An 18,403-nucleotide genomic window follows, 5' to 3' on the forward strand; every position below is an offset into this window, starting at 1 on the left:
AGTCACGAAACGACTCATCAAGCACTCCGCCAATAGCCTGAGAGAAGTTTAGCCGGTGGGAGCGTTTTCACACAGCCTGGGCCGATAGCAGACGCAATCGGGGCGGCTTGTCTTTCTTCGGAGATGACCCACTGCCGGGCCTAAACGGACGTGCTTCGGGGGCGCGGCGTCTTCGGGGTCCGACTGTCGACGCTGCAATGCACGCGCTTGCGAGCGCGCATGTCGCGGGTGCGCCGCAACCGCCGCCGTGCCGGTCTAGACCTGAGGCGGCTGCGCGTAACGGGCTGCTATGCAACCGGGTCGGTCATAGGCGCCGGGGTATCCGAGTGGGCCTATGCACACCATAGGCGGCACGCCCTGCCCTGTGTGTCGAGCTTTCGACAGCGATAGGGCCACGCCCGGCGCAAAATGCCGAATAGGCGATCAGATGCCGTAGGCGGCTTCTGACATACGGTCCACAAAGCCTTCTCCGTCGAAGCTGCGCACCATGCCCCGGCTGTCGAAAAATTCGTCCAGCTCCTGCTCGGACCAATCGCCCTCGAAGTTGAACCAGCGCAGCACTTTCTCCTACTCGACGATGCCGCGCCGAAGCGTGCTGTACTCCCCTTTCTCGAAGGCATCTTCCATCACCATCATCACGCGCTCGAGTTTCAGTGCTTTTCGATAGTTCTTGTCGGTTAGAAATCGGATCATGTAACCCGCGTGCTCCCTCGTTTTGACGCGGATGTGATTGCGCTGTGCCGCCGTGCGGCGATTGCTCTGCCGTGGGCTGCCCAAGGGTTATCAGGTCGGTGTGGAACCGCCTGCCGGGGCTCGAGGGTGAAATGACGATGGGCGTTTTGAGTACGGGTCGCGGCACGGGCCGCACCGATCAAGCCCGCTCGATGCTATATGCGGTCAGGCTATTGGCAACCGCTGCGACACGAAACCCGCGTCTGTGTGACGCGGGTGTCACCACCCCACCGGCGAACCGCCCTACCCGGCGAACGGGCCTCACGGATTGGCGATACGCTCGGTCAGTTCGCGGGACAGATCCTGAGCGCGGGTGATCTGTTCGCTTGTCATCCGGCTTTCGAGTTCGTCGCGCAGCCCGCTTTGTGTCGCCCCGGTGGCGACGACGTTGGCCCAGGCATAGCTGCGGATGTAGTCGCGTGGCATCCCGGTTCCCTTCAGGTAGAGCCATGCCAGGCTGGTCTGTGCGGTGCTGTAACCGTCATTGGCGGCCTTTTCGAGCCAGCGTGCGCCTTCGTCGTAATCGCGCCATACCGGCTTGCTGTTGACCATCGACGTGCCCAGCTCATAGGCGGCCTCGGTATCGCCACCTTCGGCGGCGCGGGTGAGCCATTTGCGTGATTCGGATTTGTTCTCGGGTACGCCATACCCGATCTCGTACAGTCCCCCGAGTTCGGCGGCGGCGCGGGCGTTCCCCTGCCGTGCGGCACGCTCGAACCACTGCGCGGCCTTGTTGATTTTGTCGTCGGCCATGCGCACCTGGGCGAGATACAGATTGCCCAAGCGCAAACCGGCGAGCGTGATGCCGGTGTCCCAGGCTTGCTCAAAGAGCTGGTAGGCCCGCTCGTCGTTCTTCTCGATCCGCACGCCGTCACGCTCGATGACTTCTGAGTAGTCACGCGTGTACGCCCACTCGTCCATCAAGCCATTGGTCTGATAGGGCGCGTGGAGCTGCGCCAGCAGCAACAGGGCCGGGCCGTACCCCTGCGCGGCGCCAGCTTCGTACTGTCGAATCATGACCGCCATGTTCTTGGGCGGGCCGTACTGTGCCCGCGCGCCCATCACGGTCTGGGCGCGGGCGACCCCGGCGTTGGCGAGCACGTGAATCAACGGGCGATAGACGGGCTCGAACGGCGGCCAGTACAGATCCGGGGGCGTGTAATAGGTCGAGCCGGTTCTGCTATCGACCTGGTAGGCAGTATCGACCAATCGCTGGGCGGTATAGCCGAGCCGCTGGTAGGTGGCGGCGGTCGCCAATACGACGGCCAGACCGGCGATCCCGGCTGTGATGGCGATAGCGCGCCGCATAACGTCCCCTGTTCGTGATTCGGTTCAAGCCGGTGAAAAATAGCGGCCCATCGCGCTAATCCTTTCACCTGCTTTTCAGGTGCTCTCGCATTGGCGGCGCTCTCGCGTCACTGGCTGCGGACACGTTCGCTGTAGGCGGTGAGCAGCTGCGTCTGGAAGTCGATGGCGTCTTCGAGCGCGTGGGTGAGCGTGATGCGCGGGTGATCGCTGGGCGAGCCGGGGTAGCAGTTGAGTTCGATGATCGGATCGCCTGACCAATCTGCCGAGGCGCACAGCGCGCCGTCATTCGACTGCGTGGTGCGCAAGCCGTGGGCAATGGTCTGGGTCAGCGTGGTCGCGCCCGGCTGCGTGTGCGGCTTCAAGGCGGTGTCGATGCAGCCTTGCAGCGCGATACACAGGGCTTGGAATGTGCCGTTGTCGAGCACGAACGCGGGGCCGTCCTGATCGACACGCAGCAGCCAGCAGTCGGGCTGGTTGGTGGCGCATAGACTCAGCGCGGCGTGGTCGAAGACCGTCCCGACGCATTCTTCGGTTGCCTGGATCGCTTGCGGTATCACCTGCCCATCTCCCCCTTGGGCGTGTGCTCTAGCCCAAATGCCTGTCGTGTTTCGTGTGTCATCACAGCCCGCCCGGCCCGCGATGTTGCCATGCCTCGATGCGGCGGATGATCCGATCGAGCGAGTCGGCTTCGCTGGGGCTGATGTCGCGTACCTGCGTCGCCAGGCTGATCAGCGCTCGCTTGCCTGAATCGGCAACGGCCTTGCGCGCCTTGAGCCGTTCGCGCTTGTGGGGCTTCATGCCGCGCCTTCACAGGCGGCGCTGTCGTGTGCCTGTTCGGCGCGCTACTCAATTGCGGGGGATGGTCGATCCGACAACGGCTGTCGCCTGAGACAGGCGCGCTCGAATCGCGTTCGTGACCGCTAGAGGCCACAGTCTCGCGTGGTGTGTCGCGGGTGGTCATCGAATGCGACGCTCCGCGCGGGTGACGCTGTGTTTACTGGGTGCACGTGGCGGCACTGGCTTGGGGCTACGTCTATAGGGCTTGCATTGATGCTCTTCGCAAAGCTTGGTGTCGGAACCGTACGTACCGCGTGGTGATGCGGCTGTAACGTGCGTGCCGCGGTGGATCCGAGGACTGCGACCGACGTGGACGCACGGCGCCCGGCAATGCGCCTGACCCGGCCCGTGCGATGCGCTATGGGACGCGATGTAACGGTGGCGTCGATACTGTGAACGCAGTGCGTGGTGATGGCGCTGCGTGTACTGCGTGGTTGGCGTGAATGCTCGCGCAATGGGGCTTTGTGTGCAGCGTGGCTGTTGGCGCTTTGCGTACTGCGTGAGTGTTGGCTCTGCGTGTATTGGCTCAACGTCAGCGAGGCGCTGTGCGCCGTTCTAAGCTTTTATCTCGGGGCGCGCCGATCAGCACGCGTGTTGGCACGCCATCGCAGGATAAGGCGCTTGTGCGTGCCTCAGACGTGCATTGAGCAGGCTGCCCCTCGTGCCTCGCATCATCGCGCTATCGGCTGGACGGCTCGCGTAGCACGAACTGAGTGCGGTTGCCGCGTGGGCTGCGTGCGATCGGGTGCCGCTCTACCTGCTGCCCTCGCAGCTCGGCATTGAGCCTCGTTCCTCGATCCATGGTTCTGCTGCGAGTGTCGGGTGAGCTTGCTGCTACCCGCGAGAAGGCGGGTGCTGAGGGGCATAGTGCTCTCGCGGCTAAGCGATGCCTGTGGCTACGAGATACGCGTGGTTGATCTCGGGTCCAGCGAACACCATCAGCAGCGAAGACGCGACGAGGTAAGGCCCAAACGGCTGCGGCGTGTCGCGGCTCGCCCTGCGGGTGAGGATCTGGGCAGTGCCAACAGCGAAGGCTGCCGTGGCACCGATGAATATCACGCCGGGTATCGCCGTCCATCCGAGCCATGCCCCGACCATCGCGACGGACTTGAGGTCTCCGTACCCCAAGCCCTGCTGATCGCTTACTAGCTCGAACCCGTTGGCGATAACCCAGAGCACGCCGTACCCGGCGATCGCCCCACTCGCTCTTCTCACGCTTGAGGCTTTTCGGTGCTCAGCCATGAACTTTTCGGCCCGCGTCTCGGCGATCCGGAGGAGTCGCTCACGCTCGAGCAGGATCTGCCGAACCATCGGCCGGATATTTGCTTCCATCGATTTCACCCTTCTGGCCCTATTAGAGGGATTTTCGACCCCCTTCTGTGAGCCATAGGGATCGCTGCCTCTGACCGCTTCGCAAACGCGACGAAGGGGTCAGAAGGGGGGTCAATCTCCCTTATATGGCTGACGGAAGGGTGTCGTTTTGAACGTGTTTTTGAGCAGATTTGCACCCTTTGGTGAGCCATATAAGGGAAAACGCCCCCCTTTGGTTCTGAGCGGAGATCATTCGCACTGTGCCCAGGTGACGGTAATGGAAGGGGGGCTTCTGGCCGTATATGGCTGACCAAAGGGTCTTAATCGGTTCGCCCGTTTGGCCTGAATTGCCACCCTTTGGTGAGCCATATAGGCACTTGGCACCCCTTCCGTCCTCACGGACTCTTCGTGTCGCTTGGGGCCGCAGGGCTGGAAGGGGGGCTTCTGGCCTTATATGGCGAACCAAAGGGGTCATTTATTCCTGGGCTGAACCGAACGATTGGGAAGGTATCAGTCCGTTCATCCAAGCCACGTCGACCTTTCGACTGCCGAAGATCCGGCTGGCGACAAGCACCGCATGGCGGCGGTGGCCTCGTACGGCCTGGCCGCTCGGGATTCGCCTGTTCGGGCAGCATGGCGATCGGGTCACACTCTAGTGCGACACGCGTGCTACCCCACTGATCTACCGTCGCCTCTTTATCAGGAAGTGAACTCTAGTGGCACTAGAGTGCGACACGCGTGCGACAGGCGGATCCGCACGTCTGCGCCGTCCCGTTTCGGCCCCGCCCTGTCGCACTAGAGTGCGACTGCAGTGCGACAGCAGTTTCCTCGACATTCCCTGAGCCCATCTCGACTTACCGTTTGTTCGCTCTGACGTCGTCTCTAAGGAGGCCGACACGTGTCCAGATCGACTATTTAAGGAACGAGATATGTATTTCATGGGCCTCGATGTTGGCTATTCGAACCTGAAGGTGGCGGGTGGTGCGGCTCGCAACATGACGATTCATGAGCGATTGCCGGCCGGCGCCGGACCCGCGGCTGATCTGGATGAATCGCTCGGCGGCAACCAGACCAGCGGTGTTGATGTCGACGTGAGAGGTCAGAGCTGGGTCGCCGGTGTCGAACCAAGCGGGTTTGCTTCCCCCAGAGAGAAATCCATTCCGACTACACGGCGACTTGTTCACGCCGATGCCGAGTGTGCTGATCGGAGTGTGGTAATCGAGACTGGCGTGCGGGCGATGCCAGTTATAGTCATGCAGCCAGTGCGGCAGATGCGCCGCGCGTTGATCCGCATTCTCGTAGGCGCGGGCATACGCCCACTCGTGGAGCGCCGTTTGGATCAGCCGCTCGGCCTTGCCGTTGGTGCGCGGACGGTACGGCTGCGTTCTTCGGTGTTTGAGCCCGAGTCGGCGACACGCCTTGGCAAACACATGTGAGCGATAGCAGGCGCCATTGTCGGTGAGCACGCGATCAAAGGGCACGCCCAGGCGTCGGTAGTATCGCAAGGCCGCGATCAGTGCCGCCACGGCGCTGACGCCCTTTTCTTTGGGCCAGATCGTGGCATGGCTGACGCGGCTGTGGTCGTCGATCGCCCTATGCACATAATCCCAGCCGGCACCCCGTGAGCGGCCGGCCTGCCGATCGCCGGTCATGCGATGGCCGGGGCGCTTGAAGCGGCCGAGTTTCTTGATGTCGAGATGCAGCAGGTCACCGGGGGCCTCGTGGGTATAGCGCTGGATCGGCGGCGCCGGATCGAGCACGGACAGCCGGTTCAGGCCGGCCCGCTGAAGCACGCGTGCAACCGTGGTCACCGGCACATCGACCTCGCCACTGATCGCGCGATAGATACGGCGCTCACGCCGCAAGGCTACGATCCGTTGCTGGGTCACCGCCGACAGCTGATGCGGGCAACGGGCCGGGCGTGAACTGCGTTCATGCAGGCCTGCTTGTCCTTGCGCCCGGTATCGAGAAAGCCACTTGTAGGCTGTTCGCGGACTTACGCCCATCGCTTGCGCCGCCTCGATGGGTCGCAAGCCGTCCTCCCGGATCCGGCGGACCAGCAGGGCTCGACCATGAACGGTCAGACGCGCATTCTTGTGCGTGTTCATCCGGGTCACTCCTGAAGCTTGAAGGATTCGACACCCATCAGCCTCAAGGCGGTCGCCCCGGATGAACAACCCACTGAGAGATCACAGCTAGGCGTTCCAGTTTCGGCCAGGAATCTGTCGTTGTTAGTGGAACCCCGGCCCGCATGCTGCACGGAATGTGTCGTTGTTAGCATGGTGCTAGAACTAGAATTCGCGCTTTAAGTTGTTGATTTTAAGACGCAACTCACATCGGAATTCGCGTCTGTCGCTCAACACGGAATCTGTCGTTGTTAGACTCCTCACAGGCACTGCGAAGCCCTGATTAGGTTGCTGATTATAAAGCGGATGTACAGCGCCATTTGGCGGGCTTGAGCCGACCCGGAATCTGTCGTTGTTACGTCGATGGCCGCACTGGTGGGTCGCGAATAAATATCAGCGGATACCGAGGCTTACATGGCCGGCGCTGAGGCGGAGTGGCAACACGGAATTTGTCGTTGTTACAGCGTCTGGCATGGCTGGTGCGGGATCGCCGGACAGGGCCTACGGGCCGCTGGCGCTGCACTAGATCTATCGTGCGCTCTTCTGCCTTGGTCAATGGGAACGGTTGCCCATCTGACTGAGAAAGGCGTGCTGAATGCGGAGGAATACGAGTCACGCAAGGCCAAGTTGCTGGCCGGATAAGGCCCTCGATCCCAGACATGGCGGCTGCAGCCCTTCGGGGCCGCAGCCGCTTTTTTATGGCTACTGGCCGAGCGCGCCCATCTGGGCGGTCAGGGCCTGCATGACCTGCGGCGGCAACGTGTTGCCGTTGAGCGCGAGGCTGTTGTCCTTGTAGTCCAACACCATGCTGTAGCGCGCGTTGTTCACAGTGACGAGGTTGTTATTCTCCCACTGGTCGATCATGCGTGCGACCTGATTGGGGTTGGACGATTGTTCGACCCCGTAGGCCAGCAATGAACGATCCGCGAAGGCGGCGGCGCTGACCTGCATGCGCTGCATCACCCGCGCCGGCAGCGGCATGTACTCACGGGCCCGTTCGGATAGCGGCTCACCGAGGCTGAGCGTGACGCCCATGCCGGCATTCCCCCGGCTGGTTTCCAACGATGACACGTCGAGTTCGATTTCCGAGTCGGTATCGAAGATGGAGGCCACGTCATCGAGAAATGCCATGCGTTGACGCTCGGGCACTTGTTGCATCGGCGTATTACCGATCTTGTCCAGTGTGGTGAGCGTACGGGCGAGCGCATCCACGCGCATCTTGTTCAGGTTGAACTCGACGGTGCCGCCCTTGATGTCGACCTGGTCGCGTTGCGCAACGCCCGGGCGATCGAGTTCGACGTCACTGATGGCCAGCTTCGATCGGAAGTCGCCGCGCTCGTCGCGGTAGTCTGCCGTGGCGTCGAAGTCGGCTGCGAACGAGACCGACTCGCCGCTGGGTGCGTTGAACGAGAACTTGCCGATCGTGATCTTGGCTTGCCCGGAGCCGAGCATGGAGCGCAGTACCGTCTGCTCATAGCGGTCATCCATGCGCGAATCGCCGACGAGACGAAGCTCGTTCACCGCAACGCCGCCCTGACTGTCGGAAATACGCACGCCGGGGGCAACCAGCTCGAAGGTTTCATCAAGGTCAGCGCGTTCGTAGAAACCAGACAGACCGTTCCACTCGACATAGGTCTGCACACCGTTGGCATCTTCGCTCGTGCCTTGCGCGACGGGCGAGCGCAGCTCGACCCGGAAGTTTTCGTCGTCTGTAACCCACGTTTCGATCCGCAGCGGGGGTTCGCTGAAAATGCTCGACAGGTCCGGGTCAGCATCACGCGACAGCGTGCTGACGATGTGCGTCTGCCCGAGGCCAGGCACCCACGGATGGGTGATTTCGTTGTTGAACGTCGCGCGCTCGTCACCCAGGCCACCGACCGAGACCTCGGCTTGTGAGCTCATCCAGCCCCGGTCATAGGATTCGATCGCGAAATCGAAGTCACCGCGCTTGTTCATGTTGTCGATGCCGGCCCGGAATTGGTTTTCGACTTCGGAGCCGGTCAAATACGGCACGAGCGCGGCGATGGCCACGACCAGTACCAAAACGATCGCAAGGATCTTTTTCACGTGAGTTTCCCCCTCGTAATGATGATGGCCAACGCCGGCACACGGCTATCCCGCAAAAAACGGCTACGCGCTTGGTCGACCGGGTAAAGCGTTGCCCGCCGATATGCGGACAACAGTTCGACGGGCCGCGCCCTGAGGCGACTCGTCTACGCCGCCGCTTAGTGCAGCGTGCGAATTTCGCGGGCGTGCTTGAGCTTTTCCATGACCGAATGCGGCGGATCACCGGCCTGTCGACGCTGGCGGTACCAGGCCATGAGGATGTAGCCGAACACGTCGTCGGTGATGGTGCCGCGCTCGAGGTCGTTGACGTCCTCGAGTGCTTCGATGGTGCCTTCGACGATATCGAGCTGGCCGGTCTGGCTGTCGAAGTGTCGAACCGGCAGTGGCCAGTCGCCCGGCACGTCGATGGATTGAACGGTAGCGGTATGGGTTGCGGTCATTGGAATATGCGTTGGCTGCTCGCCGGCGAGAACCGGCGGTCTGTTCTTATTCGACCCGTTCGGGGCCGGCGTGTATTGAGCTCTGCCGCATTGGCCGGTTTCAGCATGGCACGGCCGCCAGGGATCGCAAAGGCGGCTTCAGACAAGCGGTTGTCGCTGCCCTACCCCGCAGCTTGCGCCCCGATGATTTCGCCCTGCCGGGCGTTTGACGGCTAAGCGATCGAAAGGTAGCCCACCCGCGAAAGCGCGCAATCTTGTGCTGTATCCCATCTTGAATAGCGTGCCGGGCGAGGTTGTGCGTGCCGGCGACATACTCCGCGGCTGCGATGACTCATGCCATGTCCCGCGTCGGTCATTCGGCCAACGACACAGCCTCGTCCCAGTGTTTACCTCTGGCGGGGCAACTGGCCTTCTTGGCGACCTGTTGAACAAGCGGGCCGGCCAGTTGGTAGGCGCGACCGCCGTCGTCGGGCTTGGTCGCGTCCAGCATCTGCCGGTTTTTAAGGGTGTTGCACATGGGTGTCTGAATCCAGAGCGAGCTTTTCGCCGACGAAGGCGACGCAGCATGAACGTCCGCGATTTCTTTGGTCAGCCCGGCCTGGACACCGGGGCTGACATTGCCGTGTTCGTCGGTTTCAGTCGTTGTTGCCTGCTAGACAAGCTCGCCGAACTCCTCGGCGAATTTGACCAGGTCGTTGCTGGCCATGCTCATGACGCCACCGCGCATTGGGAGGGCATCATCGAGGAGGCCGGCATGCGCAGCCGGTCTGCGACCGCCTTGATGACCATGCTGTCGATCCCAACTGCGTGTGCGGCCGGCGCGCCGATCTATCGCCGTTCATCGACATACCCGTTTGCTACAAGCCCTACCGCACCAGCTATAAACGTCGTCATTTCCCCAGCTGGCTACTATTGCTCGCAGCTCGAAGGTAGATTTGCCAACCTGCGGCGGTGGCTTAAGTCGGCAGCGAGTTATAGCTTCGTGCTCTACGATGTTCACGACAGAGCACTGATCGATACCACGCTCGAACGGCTGGACGCCTATTGATCTCTGCCGTCACGTTCGTGCTCGCGGTGTTCTGTGTCGCTGGATACACCGTACCGGTTCAATCTCCAGAGCATTAAGACAGCGACCATAATGAACGGGAAAAGTACAAGAATCGCCACAGGCGCCTCCGCTAGTCCTCGCGGTTCCTTACCCAGCGCTGAGTTTTAGCACCGCAAAGCATTTTCAGGAGAGCCACGCCACGCTTAATTTAGCGTAGTTCGGTTTCGAATTGGCGCTGTGCAGCAAATCCATTTTCCGTACCAGTTAAATGGCTCTGGCAACTGATTAACTCCACGCCAGGCCCGGCTATAGCGTACGTAACCGAGTCAGTCTGATCCGTAGGCATCGCTCCGGAGGATACGAGTGAATCATTCTCAACCCCTGCTTGCGACGAACGCCTCTACATCGGAAAGTCTCCAGCGCGTGCATCCAGGTCCGAGTCGGACCGGCTGCGGCAGCCGCCCCTCCCGGGCCCAACGCCATATCGTATTTCGCGATACTAGAAAGCGATCTGCAAGGTCCCGGTCTCGCTCGTACCGCAGTGTCATGTCGATTTTTCCCGCCATGCTTTTCAGTGCGCTGTTTGAATTCACAAGAACAAGCTACGGCATTACATGATCTATTTTGTCGAGTTAAATACACGCAATGAACACGAGTGCTATCGCCATCGTTGAGAAGATATCTAAAGCGACGAAAACGTTTAGACCTATTACGTAACGCTGCAAGCACAGACCGCCTCATGTTGGACAGTAAGCAAGCGAAGGAATCGGCGAGTCACGAAATGCTCGCTCTTTCAGACTGTAGACTGCAGCGGCTCGTAGTCTCCCACGAGAGCCGAGTGCGACCCTATAGTTGGCTATTGAGATCCCCCTGGCATGAGGCGACCAAGTAGCTATTCGCCAAGCGGGATCGGGTTGCAGCAAAACCTAGCCCACTGCTCCATCATTATGGAGCGTTGCTCCAACAGCTCATCACGAGCATAAGCTGCTCGCGTGGAATCGCTATTGACATGTGCAAGCGCTAGCTCGCTCACCTCATCTGAGGCGTCGGTGCAATTGCGGGCCCAGTCTTTAAAGCTAGATCGAAAACCGTGCGGCACGGCGTCGACATCCATTTTTCTGGTTAACGACGATAGACTCATATCTGATAAAGACCCGCCGCGCGAGGCCGTGAATACCGTGTCCTCGTTTTCAAATCTGGGTAAGGTACGCAACAACGCGACTACCTCTTTCGATAGTGGCACTCGGTGCGCCTTACCGTTTTTTGTTCGCTGTCCTGGCACTACCCACAATGCAGCGTCCAAGTCGATTTCATTCCAAGTGGCGAATCGCACTTCCCCAGATCGAGCGGCCGTCAATATCGCAAACTCAAGCGCCCTCGCCGACATCCCTGTACGTTTTCGGAGCCGTCTCATGAATCCAGGTATTTCTTGCCACGGTAGTGCGCGGTGATGCTTTACCGTCGAAATTTTTGTCGGCTTCGGCAACACCTCCGCTAGATTTCCTTTCCATGCTGCTGGATTCGCGGTCTCGCGATATTTGCGGGCAATCGCCCAATCAAAGACCGCCTCCATCCGTTGTCTAACGCGATTCGCGGTGTGCGTCTTGTCCCTCCATATCGGCTCGATAACCGATAAGACGTGCGACATCTCGACGTCCGCCACTTCCATGTCGCCAACGACTGGAACTGCATATAGCTCTAGGGAGGAAAGCCAATTTGCACGAGAACGCGCGTTGCGAAACTCTGGAGCAATCGCCTCGTGCTTGCGACGAGCAGCCTCGGCAAAGCTCAATCGTTTAGCCTGACTCGCGCGCAACGCCACCTTCGCCGCTTTCCGCTCCTCGATGGGGTCAAATCCCTGGTCAATCTTGCCGCGTGTAACGCGTGCTTTTTCGCGCGCCTGAGCCAGAGTGACGTCAGGGAAACCGCCGAGCCCGATATCTCGTCTTCGACTACCGACGGTGGCACGGAGAATCCATGATCTAGCACCGGATTTCGAAACCTGGAGTAGCAATCCGGCCACGCCGCCCACGGCATGCATGCCAGGCTTATCTAATCGCTTCACCTGAATCGCGCTTAGTTCGATTCCCTTTTTTGGCATCCCAACGACCTACCCAACAATAGCGATGGTATTGGAAGATACGTGGCGTTACTGGACGAATCAAGTAACTATTTATTTTAAAAGGAATATACAGCTCATTGGTAAGCCTTGATACTGGATAAAACATGTTCCCGACACTTCTCCCCGGCACCATCGGCCTCTCACAACGCATGGCCCTGTGCGTTGAAAGGCTCGGTCAAAACCGACCCATAGCCGAAGACTCACCCTATTCGAGCGAACGCCGCTGCCGTTTATCGGCGCCTGTTTTACGCCGGTCGGCACATCCGCAATAAACCCCGACTGAACGCCGATACTGCAATCATGCGTAATCTGCGTTCGTCTGCTCCGACCCACACCCGCGGTTTCACCCTGCTGGAACTGCTTGTGACCATCGCCGTGGCCGCCATCCTGCTGGCGATCGCCATCCCGTCGTATCTGGGCATGGTCCAACGCAATACGATCGCGGCCAATGCGAACGATCTGGTCGGCGACTTCAACTACGCCCGGAGCGAGGCCGTGACCCGCGGGCGGCCGGTCCATGTTTGCGCAAGCTCCAATCAGACGAGCTGCGGCGGCGACTGGGATGACGGCTGGATCATATTCGCACCCGCTGCGGGCACAACAGCACCCACGAACGACAACATTCTTCGCGTGCACGGCCGCCTGGACGGCACCATCAACGTGGGTTTCAGCCGCGGCACCGGCACACCGGTGGTCTTCGATGCCAACGGCTTCGCTCGTGCCAGCAACGGCACCTTCGCCATCACCTCCAACGACACCAGTGACAGCACGCAAATCCGTATCGCCACCAGCGGACGGATCGAACGTCTGGAATCCCGGGGCTCCTGATGAACCATCCGACCCACGCCGCCGGATTCACCCTGCTCGAGGCCCTGGTCACGATCGTGATCGTTTCCATTGGACTGCTGGGGCTGCTTGGATTGCAGACCGTCAGCATCGTCAATACCCAGGTGTCTTCGGCTCGAACCCAGGCGACGTTCGCCGCCGATAATATCGCGGACCGCATGCGCGCGAACCGGGCCGGGGTCGCCGCCGACGCCTACGACGGCGTGAACAATCCCTCGGCCGGTTCGGCCCCGACACTGTGTGAAAACGGTGCCTCCTGCTCGCCCACGCAAATGGCGACCTACGACGCTTATGTCTGGGATCGGTCGCTGGGCGATCAGAGCGCTAGCGGACAGGGTTTGCTACCCAACGGGCGCGGTGCGATCGACTGCGTACAAAACGATGGTGCCGCCTGCCTGCGCTATCAGGTCACCATCACCTGGCAGGAGCGTGATGACACCAGCGGGTCCACCGCGCCGACGAGCCGCTCGTTCGTGACCGAGGTGCGCCCATGACGCCTTTTAAGCCAAACCGTAGCGCGGGCTTCAGCCTGGTCGAACTCATGGTGGCCATGGTGGTCTCGCTCGTGCTGCTCGCGGGCGTGCTTCAGATTTTGTTGAGTAATCGCGACAGCTTCAGCTTTCAGCGCGATATGGCCGGCCTGCAGGAAAACGGGCGCCTGGCATCCTTCGTGATCGAAAATGTCGTGGCGCACGCTGGCTATCGCGTGGAACTGGACCGAAATGACCTGTTCGATGCGGGCGGCGTTTTTGCCAACGGTGCCTTCGTGACGGGCACGAGCGGCGGCGCAGACGGGAATGATTCCCTGCGCCTGCGCTTCCAGGCAGGCACCGGCCACGACGGCTGTAATGGCCCGGACGCCGGCGTAGCCGAACTGCCGCTCAGCAACCTGGGGATGACCGATCTGGAGCTGTACGTGAACGACCAGAACAGTCTCTTGTGCCGCGATCGTTCGTCCGGCTCGGTGCCGCAGCCTATTGTCGAGAACGTGGCACGATTCAAGGTCACCTATGGGATAGATACCGACGGTGACGGTTCGGTCAATACCTACGCCAACTCGCTTGGCGGCGCCAATGCCGCGAACGTGGTGAGCGTTCGTCTGCAGTTATTGCTGGAAAGCGACGACAACATCACTCCCACCGCGACGAGTCACAACTTCGCTTTCGCCTACGGCAACGATTTCACCGCTACCAACCGTCACGCATACCAATTGGTCGACCAGGTCGTCGCTCTGCGTAACGCGATCCCATGAAACATACGATCAAGCTACCGAACCCCCGAACCGAAAACGGCTTTGTGCTCGTCACCAGCCTTATCTTTCTAGTGGTCATCACCCTGCTCGCCGTCTCGGCGATCAGTTCCTCGACGCTGCAGGAGCGTATGGCGTCGAACCTGCGCGAGAAATCACGGGCTCGTCAAGCCGCCGACGCCGCCCTGCGCGCTGCCGAAACCAGTCTTTCGACCGCGGTGACGGCAAACTATCAGCGTGCGCGGGAATGTTCTGCGGATGGAAGCACCGGGAATGCCACGAGCAATCTCGTAATCTGTCGGCAAGGCATATTCGAGGACAGCGGCGGCGAGAATTACTTCGACGCGGCGATATGGGATTCGGGTTCGGCCGGCGTTCAGACCTATTCACCGCCCGCGTCGACAGGGACCAGCGCTACCACGACGCCGAGCGTGCGATACGTCATCGAAGAACTCGAAGGCTGTACCGACACTGTAAATCCCGACGTTTGCGCACGTGCAGCGGGCAAGATCCGCTATCGCGTCACTGCGTTGGCCCGCGGTGCCAATCCTGCTGCCATCGCCGTGACGCAAAGCATCTACGAACGAACCTTCCCCTGAGCCGAGGGCGATATTATGCCAATCAAATCTCGCATCTTTCGCCTGGTCCTCTCCTGCATGGCGCCCCTGCTCTTTGCGGGTACGGCACATGCAGCCAATCTCGATCTGGCTGATCGGCCGCTCCTGTCCGGCGTGAATGTGCCACCCAATATCCTGGTCGCGGTTGATGACTCGGGCTCGATGGACTTTGAAACGCTCTTTCCCACCGACAGCGGCCTGCTGTACTGGGATAGCAACCGCAGTTCGACCTGGACTGGCACTGGTTTCGTGCGGAGCAGCAACAACTCCTACGCCTATCTGTTTCCAAACGGTTATAACGGCTCCGATCGCGACCGCCGTATCTATTCGAACTACTACGCGGCACCGCCCATTCCGGCCTTCGCGTTCGCGCGCTCCCCAGCTTACAACAGCGCCTATTTCGACCCGTCGGTGCCTACGTACGATCCGTGGCTTGGCAAGCCGAATAGCAGCCCAACGAACGCACCGGCCGATCCGGTCACCGGCAGCCACAGACTCAACCTGACCCAGGTGTTGGAGCGCACGGACGATGGCTATACCTTCGCCGTATTCAACAACACCCCGTTCGGCAACGTCCGATATGCCGACGTCGTGTGCGTACGCTCCGGCTTTTTCGGTTGTCGCGAATACGGTTACGAATGGAAGACCAGCTCAAGCACGGCGACATTCAACAACAATCAGCTGGTCCCGATCTCTTACTTCCCGGCCACCTTCTACCTGCCATCGAACGTGCCGCTGCCCGCAACCTTCGGCTGGAAGTCTGGCGCGCCGACGCTGGTCGGTCGCACGCCCGGCGGCGACCGGACGCTCGTGGGCTACGAAATCAAGCCGGCCAATTTCGCCAGCACCACGGCCTATAACAAGGCCATCCAGAATTTCGCCAACTGGTACACGTATTACCGCAAGCGTCATCTGGCCACCCGTGCAGGCGTGGTCGCAGCGTTCGACGAAATCAGCGGCGTGCGCGTGGGTGCAACGACGATCAATCAGGCCAACCAGAGCAGTCCGCCCAACCTGGTCATGCGCAATCTCGGTATCGAAAACAGCGAACAGCCCGATGGCCGCGCTAATTTCTACAGCCAGGTTTTCAATACCGATTTCTCGCAGGCGAGGGGTACGCCGAACCGCCCGGCGCTGAAGTATCTTGGCGAACAGCTGCGCAATAACAACAACATCATCGAGTCCGCCTGTCAGGCCAACTTCGCGATCCTGTTCACTGACGGCTATAACAACTCGTCTGTCAGCGGCGTCGACAACGCCGATCGCGACAGCCGCGCGAACGCCAGGTACGGGGCGCCCTTTGGCGATAGTGAATCCGACTCAATCGCCGATGTGGCGATGGAATATTACGAAAATCTTGGCCAGATCGGTGATTTTGAGCGCGGCCAGATGCGTGTACCGCCGGGTTGTAATGATGTCCGGCCCGACCCATGGCTCGACTGCGAGACCGATCTGCACATGGTCACGCTTGGTGTAACGCTCGGCCAGCGCGGCGTCCTGTTCGACCCCAGTCAGAACTATACCGACGAGCGGGTGTATCGAACGAATCCACCCAATTGGTCGGCACTGCCCAGCCTCGATAACTACGGCAGCGAACAGATTGACGATTTGTGGCACGCCACCATCAACACGCGTGGCAAGCTACTCAACGCGCGCACGCCGGCAGAGATCGCCAGTGCCTTCTCCGGCGCGCTGGAAGAAATCCTGAGCGCTGAAGGCTCGTTTAGTGGCGTAGCGCTCAACTCACGCAGTTTGGCGTCGGAAAGCCTAGCTTTCCAGGCAACGTATTCGGGAGGCGACTGGGCGGGTGATCTCAAGGCCTTTCGCCTGGGCGACGGCTCTGTTGGCAGCACAGCCGAATGGCAAGCTTCGGAAAACGTGCCCGCGCCTAACGACCGCGTGATACTGACTTCGACCGAAAGCGGTGGGAAATTCACCGGCAAGCCCTTCCGCCCTACCGCGCTCGAATCCCTGTACGACGTACTCGGTCTAAGTACAGAGAAAACCCAATATCTCCGGGGCGTCCGGACGCTGGAGCAAAGCAATGGTGGGCCTTTCCGTAACCGCGGCGACCATGTATTAGGCGATATCATCAACTCGACCCCCACGTACGTCGCCGAACCGGATCGGGTTCGTTATCCGCTCGTCTGGAAGGACAACCACCTGAAAGGCGACCCGGGTAACTTCCCCGAAAACGCGGGCACCCCGTACAGCAATCCGGGCAGCAACGGTTTCGCACAGCAAAACGCCAATCGCGACCCGATGGTCTATGTCGGCGCCAACGACGGCATGCTTCATGGCTTCGATGCCAACACGGGCGCGGAGCGAATTGCCTATGTGCCGGGCACGCTGCTCGACGACGTGGATGCGCTGACCGAACCCGGCTACACCCACCGCTATTACGTCGATGGCTCACCAGCGACCGGCGATGCATTCTTTGGCGGCGAATGGCACTCGGTGCTCGTGGGCGGCATGAACAACGGCGGCAATGCCGTATATGCGCTCGATATCACCGATCCGGATAGCTTCAGCGAAGCCAATGCCTCAAGCACGGTTCTATGGGAATACACAGCCTCCGGCGCACTGGGCCAGACCTACGGTAAACCCTCGATCTCGCGTCTTCATAACGGTGACTGGGCCGCTCTGTTCGGCAACGGCTATAACAGCGAGGGCCGCAGCGCGTCGCTTCATATCGTACGAATGGCCGACGGCATACCGGTCCGTAGCGCGATCGATACGAACTCCGCGCCGGTCGCGGATGCCTACCCGAACGGTCTCAGCGAGGTCACCCCGATCGATGTGGATGGCGATTTCATCATCGACTACGTCTACGCGGGCGACCTCTACGGCAATATGTGGCGCTTCGATCTCACGTCGAAATCAACGTCGGAGTGGTCAGTTACGAAGCTGTTCACGGCCAGGGGCCCGGGCGGCAGCGTACAACCCATCACCATGGCGCCCCAGGTCGGCATCCACCCTTACGGGCCCGGTTATGGCGTGATGGTCTATTTCGGCACCGGCAAGTACCTGGAGAAAAACGACGCCCTGTTCAACAGCGGCCTGGAAAACAGTTTCTACGCCGTTTGGGACAGCAGCGTATTCAGTTACCGCGCCACCGCCACCGCGCCAGGAATCGCACCCGGCGGCTTTACGCGCGCCAATCTTCAGAACCAGACGCTAACGAACGTCGAATCCGGCGGCACAACCTACCGCGTCGTCAGTGATAACCCGGTCAACTACACCACGGACGCCGACGGAAATGGCGGGCAACGTGGCTGGTATATGGATATGCCGGCGAACAGCGGCGAACTGCTGATCAACACGCCGACGCTCGTAGGCGATCTGGTGTTGTTCACCACCCTAGTCCCGCCGGAGCAGGCGTGCTCGCTTGATCAGGCATCGGGCGCCATCATGGCGGTGCGCGCCGACACGGGTGGGCGCGCCAACCGGCCGGTATTCGATCTGGACCGCAATCGCCAGCACGACAGTGGCGATCTGATCGGCGGAGACGATAACCAGGTCGCCCCCTCCGGCATTGTTCTCGGCGCCTCGCCCGTAGGTGGCCTGGGTGTCAATAGCAACGGTGACGGCATCGCTCAGGTACAGTCCGGTACGAGCGAAGGCGGTATCCTCACTTGGCTGCTGGATACAGGGCAAAATACGAACTCGCGCGTCAGCTGGCGCGAGATCAGGCGATAGA

Annotated in this window: 17 protein-coding genes and 2 pseudogenes; 7 read left to right on the top strand and 12 right to left on the bottom strand. The window is 60.6% G+C overall.

Translation table 11 applies throughout. The features are described from left to right. Positions 1–423: 423 nt before the first annotated feature. The 6 genes from CMN27_RS10925 to CMN27_RS10950 all read right to left on the bottom strand — a co-directional run bounded on the left by CMN27_RS10925 (position 424) and on the right by CMN27_RS10950 (position 4,209). Positions 424–561, bottom strand: a complete 138-nt coding sequence (locus tag CMN27_RS10925) for a hypothetical protein (RefSeq protein ID WP_293626396.1) — start codon at positions 559–561, stop codon at positions 424–426. A 6-nt stretch (positions 562–567) separates the two neighbouring features. Continuing rightward, complete coding sequence (locus tag CMN27_RS10930; RefSeq protein ID WP_293626397.1) at positions 568–693, bottom strand: hypothetical protein; 126 nt, start codon at positions 691–693, stop codon at positions 568–570. A 300-nt stretch (positions 694–993) separates the two neighbouring features. Then, positions 994–2,040: a tetratricopeptide repeat protein gene (locus CMN27_RS10935; protein ID WP_293626398.1), complete on the bottom strand. Its 1,047-nt coding sequence runs from the start codon at positions 2,038–2,040 to the stop codon at positions 994–996. Positions 2,041–2,147: 107 nt separating this feature from the next. Further along, the gene (locus CMN27_RS10940) at positions 2,148–2,597 is read right to left on the bottom strand and encodes a hypothetical protein (protein WP_293626400.1); all 450 of its coding nucleotides are present in this window, start codon (positions 2,595–2,597) and stop codon (positions 2,148–2,150) included. 61 nt (positions 2,598–2,658) lie between these two features. After that, positions 2,659–2,838: a hypothetical protein gene (locus tag CMN27_RS10945; RefSeq protein ID WP_293626402.1), complete on the bottom strand. Its 180-nt coding sequence runs from the start codon at positions 2,836–2,838 to the stop codon at positions 2,659–2,661. Positions 2,839–3,756: 918 nt separating this feature from the next. Continuing rightward, entirely contained in the window at positions 3,757–4,209 is a 453-nt protein-coding gene (locus CMN27_RS10950) for an A24 family peptidase (protein WP_293626405.1), read from the bottom strand. A gap of 974 nt (positions 4,210–5,183) precedes the next feature. Here CMN27_RS10950 and CMN27_RS17460 point away from each other — a divergent pair. Next, positions 5,184–5,273: pseudogene (locus CMN27_RS17460) on the top strand (hypothetical protein); the annotation flags it as partial. A gap of 108 nt (positions 5,274–5,381) precedes the next feature. Here CMN27_RS17460 and CMN27_RS10955 read toward each other — a convergent pair. The 4 genes and pseudogenes from CMN27_RS10955 to CMN27_RS10970 form a co-directional block, all read right to left on the bottom strand. Further along, a pseudogene (locus CMN27_RS10955) lies at positions 5,382–6,296 on the bottom strand (IS481 family transposase); the annotation flags it as partial. Between the two features lie 720 nt (positions 6,297–7,016). Further along, positions 7,017–8,381, bottom strand: a complete 1,365-nt coding sequence (locus CMN27_RS10960) for a DUF945 family protein (protein WP_293626406.1) — start codon at positions 8,379–8,381, stop codon at positions 7,017–7,019. Between the two features lie 158 nt (positions 8,382–8,539). Then, on the bottom strand, positions 8,540–8,821 hold the full coding sequence (locus CMN27_RS10965; protein ID WP_006911997.1) for a hypothetical protein: 282 nt from the start codon (positions 8,819–8,821) through the stop codon (positions 8,540–8,542). Between the two features lie 352 nt (positions 8,822–9,173). Further along, positions 9,174–9,338 carry a hypothetical protein gene (locus tag CMN27_RS10970; protein WP_293626409.1) on the bottom strand — a complete coding sequence of 55 codons (165 nt, stop codon included), beginning with the start codon at positions 9,336–9,338 and terminating at the stop codon, positions 9,174–9,176. Positions 9,339–9,386: 48 nt separating this feature from the next. Here CMN27_RS10970 and CMN27_RS10975 point away from each other — a divergent pair, with 48 nt between their 5' ends. Then, entirely contained in the window at positions 9,387–9,869 is a 483-nt protein-coding gene (locus tag CMN27_RS10975; protein ID WP_293626411.1) for a hypothetical protein, read from the top strand. Positions 9,870–10,243: 374 nt separating this feature from the next. On the opposite strand, the gene CMN27_RS17465 is transcribed toward CMN27_RS10975, so the two are convergent. Both CMN27_RS17465 and CMN27_RS10980 read right to left on the bottom strand, forming a co-directional pair. Further along, positions 10,244–10,435, bottom strand: coding sequence for a helix-turn-helix domain-containing protein (locus tag CMN27_RS17465; RefSeq protein ID WP_202962190.1), 192 nt, complete (start codon positions 10,433–10,435; stop codon positions 10,244–10,246). Positions 10,436–10,761: 326 nt separating this feature from the next. Further along, complete coding sequence (locus tag CMN27_RS10980; protein ID WP_006912000.1) at positions 10,762–11,970, bottom strand: site-specific integrase; 1,209 nt, start codon at positions 11,968–11,970, stop codon at positions 10,762–10,764. 321 nt (positions 11,971–12,291) lie between these two features. Between CMN27_RS10980 and CMN27_RS10985 the strand changes: the two genes are divergently transcribed. From CMN27_RS10985 to CMN27_RS11005, 5 genes are read left to right on the top strand one after another with little or no spacing between them, the layout of a single operon-like run. Further along, a complete protein-coding gene (locus CMN27_RS10985; RefSeq protein WP_293626416.1) occupies positions 12,292–12,819 on the top strand; it encodes a GspH/FimT family protein in 528 nt (175 codons plus the stop codon). Beyond that, entirely contained in the window at positions 12,819–13,331 is a 513-nt protein-coding gene (gene pilV / locus CMN27_RS10990; RefSeq protein ID WP_293626417.1) for a type IV pilus modification protein PilV, read from the top strand. The genes CMN27_RS10985 and pilV overlap by 1 nt, the downstream gene beginning before the upstream one ends. Next, on the top strand, positions 13,328–14,089 hold the full coding sequence (locus CMN27_RS10995) for a PilW family protein (protein WP_293626418.1): 762 nt from the start codon (positions 13,328–13,330) through the stop codon (positions 14,087–14,089). Before pilV ends, CMN27_RS10995 begins: the two co-directional genes overlap by 4 nt. Continuing rightward, the gene (locus CMN27_RS11000; RefSeq protein ID WP_293626420.1) at positions 14,086–14,685 is read left to right on the top strand and encodes a PilX N-terminal domain-containing pilus assembly protein; all 600 of its coding nucleotides are present in this window, start codon (positions 14,086–14,088) and stop codon (positions 14,683–14,685) included. Before CMN27_RS10995 ends, CMN27_RS11000 begins: the two co-directional genes overlap by 4 nt. A 15-nt stretch (positions 14,686–14,700) precedes the next feature. Continuing rightward, positions 14,701–18,402 (top strand): PilC/PilY family type IV pilus protein, encoded by a 3,702-nt coding sequence (locus tag CMN27_RS11005; RefSeq protein WP_293626421.1) that lies wholly within the window; start codon positions 14,701–14,703, stop codon positions 18,400–18,402. Position 18,403 lies beyond the last annotated feature (1 nt).

It is taken from the genome of Salinisphaera sp., assembly GCF_002729955.1.
GTDB lineage: Bacteria > Pseudomonadota > Gammaproteobacteria > Nevskiales > Salinisphaeraceae > Salinisphaera.

What these genes read in the sequence shown, in the direction of transcription:
- CMN27_RS10950 (WP_293626405.1), bottom strand. Translation starts at nt 4,209, where the DNA reads ATGGAAGCAAATATCCGGCCGATGGTTCGGCAGATCCTGCTCGAGCGT.
- CMN27_RS11005 (WP_293626421.1), top strand. Translation starts at nt 14,701, where the DNA reads ATGCCAATCAAATCTCGCATCTTTCGCCTGGTCCTCTCCTGCATGGCG.
- CMN27_RS10935 (WP_293626398.1), bottom strand. Translation starts at nt 2,040, where the DNA reads ATGCGGCGCGCTATCGCCATCACAGCCGGGATCGCCGGTCTGGCCGTC.
- pilV (WP_293626417.1), top strand. Translation starts at nt 12,819, where the DNA reads ATGAACCATCCGACCCACGCCGCCGGATTCACCCTGCTCGAGGCCCTG.
- CMN27_RS10980 (WP_006912000.1), bottom strand. Translation starts at nt 11,970, where the DNA reads ATGCCAAAAAAGGGAATCGAACTAAGCGCGATTCAGGTGAAGCGATTA.
- CMN27_RS10995 (WP_293626418.1), top strand. Translation starts at nt 13,328, where the DNA reads ATGACGCCTTTTAAGCCAAACCGTAGCGCGGGCTTCAGCCTGGTCGAA.
- CMN27_RS10965 (WP_006911997.1), bottom strand. Translation starts at nt 8,821, where the DNA reads ATGACCGCAACCCATACCGCTACCGTTCAATCCATCGACGTGCCGGGC.
- CMN27_RS11000 (WP_293626420.1), top strand. Translation starts at nt 14,086, where the DNA reads ATGAAACATACGATCAAGCTACCGAACCCCCGAACCGAAAACGGCTTT.
- CMN27_RS17465 (WP_202962190.1), bottom strand. Translation starts at nt 10,435, where the DNA reads ATGGCGGGAAAAATCGACATGACACTGCGGTACGAGCGAGACCGGGAC.
- CMN27_RS10930 (WP_293626397.1), bottom strand. Translation starts at nt 693, where the DNA reads ATGATCCGATTTCTAACCGACAAGAACTATCGAAAAGCACTGAAACTC.
- CMN27_RS10985 (WP_293626416.1), top strand. Translation starts at nt 12,292, where the DNA reads ATGCGTAATCTGCGTTCGTCTGCTCCGACCCACACCCGCGGTTTCACC.
- CMN27_RS10945 (WP_293626402.1), bottom strand. Translation starts at nt 2,838, where the DNA reads ATGAAGCCCCACAAGCGCGAACGGCTCAAGGCGCGCAAGGCCGTTGCC.
- CMN27_RS10970 (WP_293626409.1), bottom strand. Translation starts at nt 9,338, where the DNA reads ATGTGCAACACCCTTAAAAACCGGCAGATGCTGGACGCGACCAAGCCC.
- CMN27_RS10975 (WP_293626411.1), top strand. Translation starts at nt 9,387, where the DNA reads ATGAACGTCCGCGATTTCTTTGGTCAGCCCGGCCTGGACACCGGGGCT.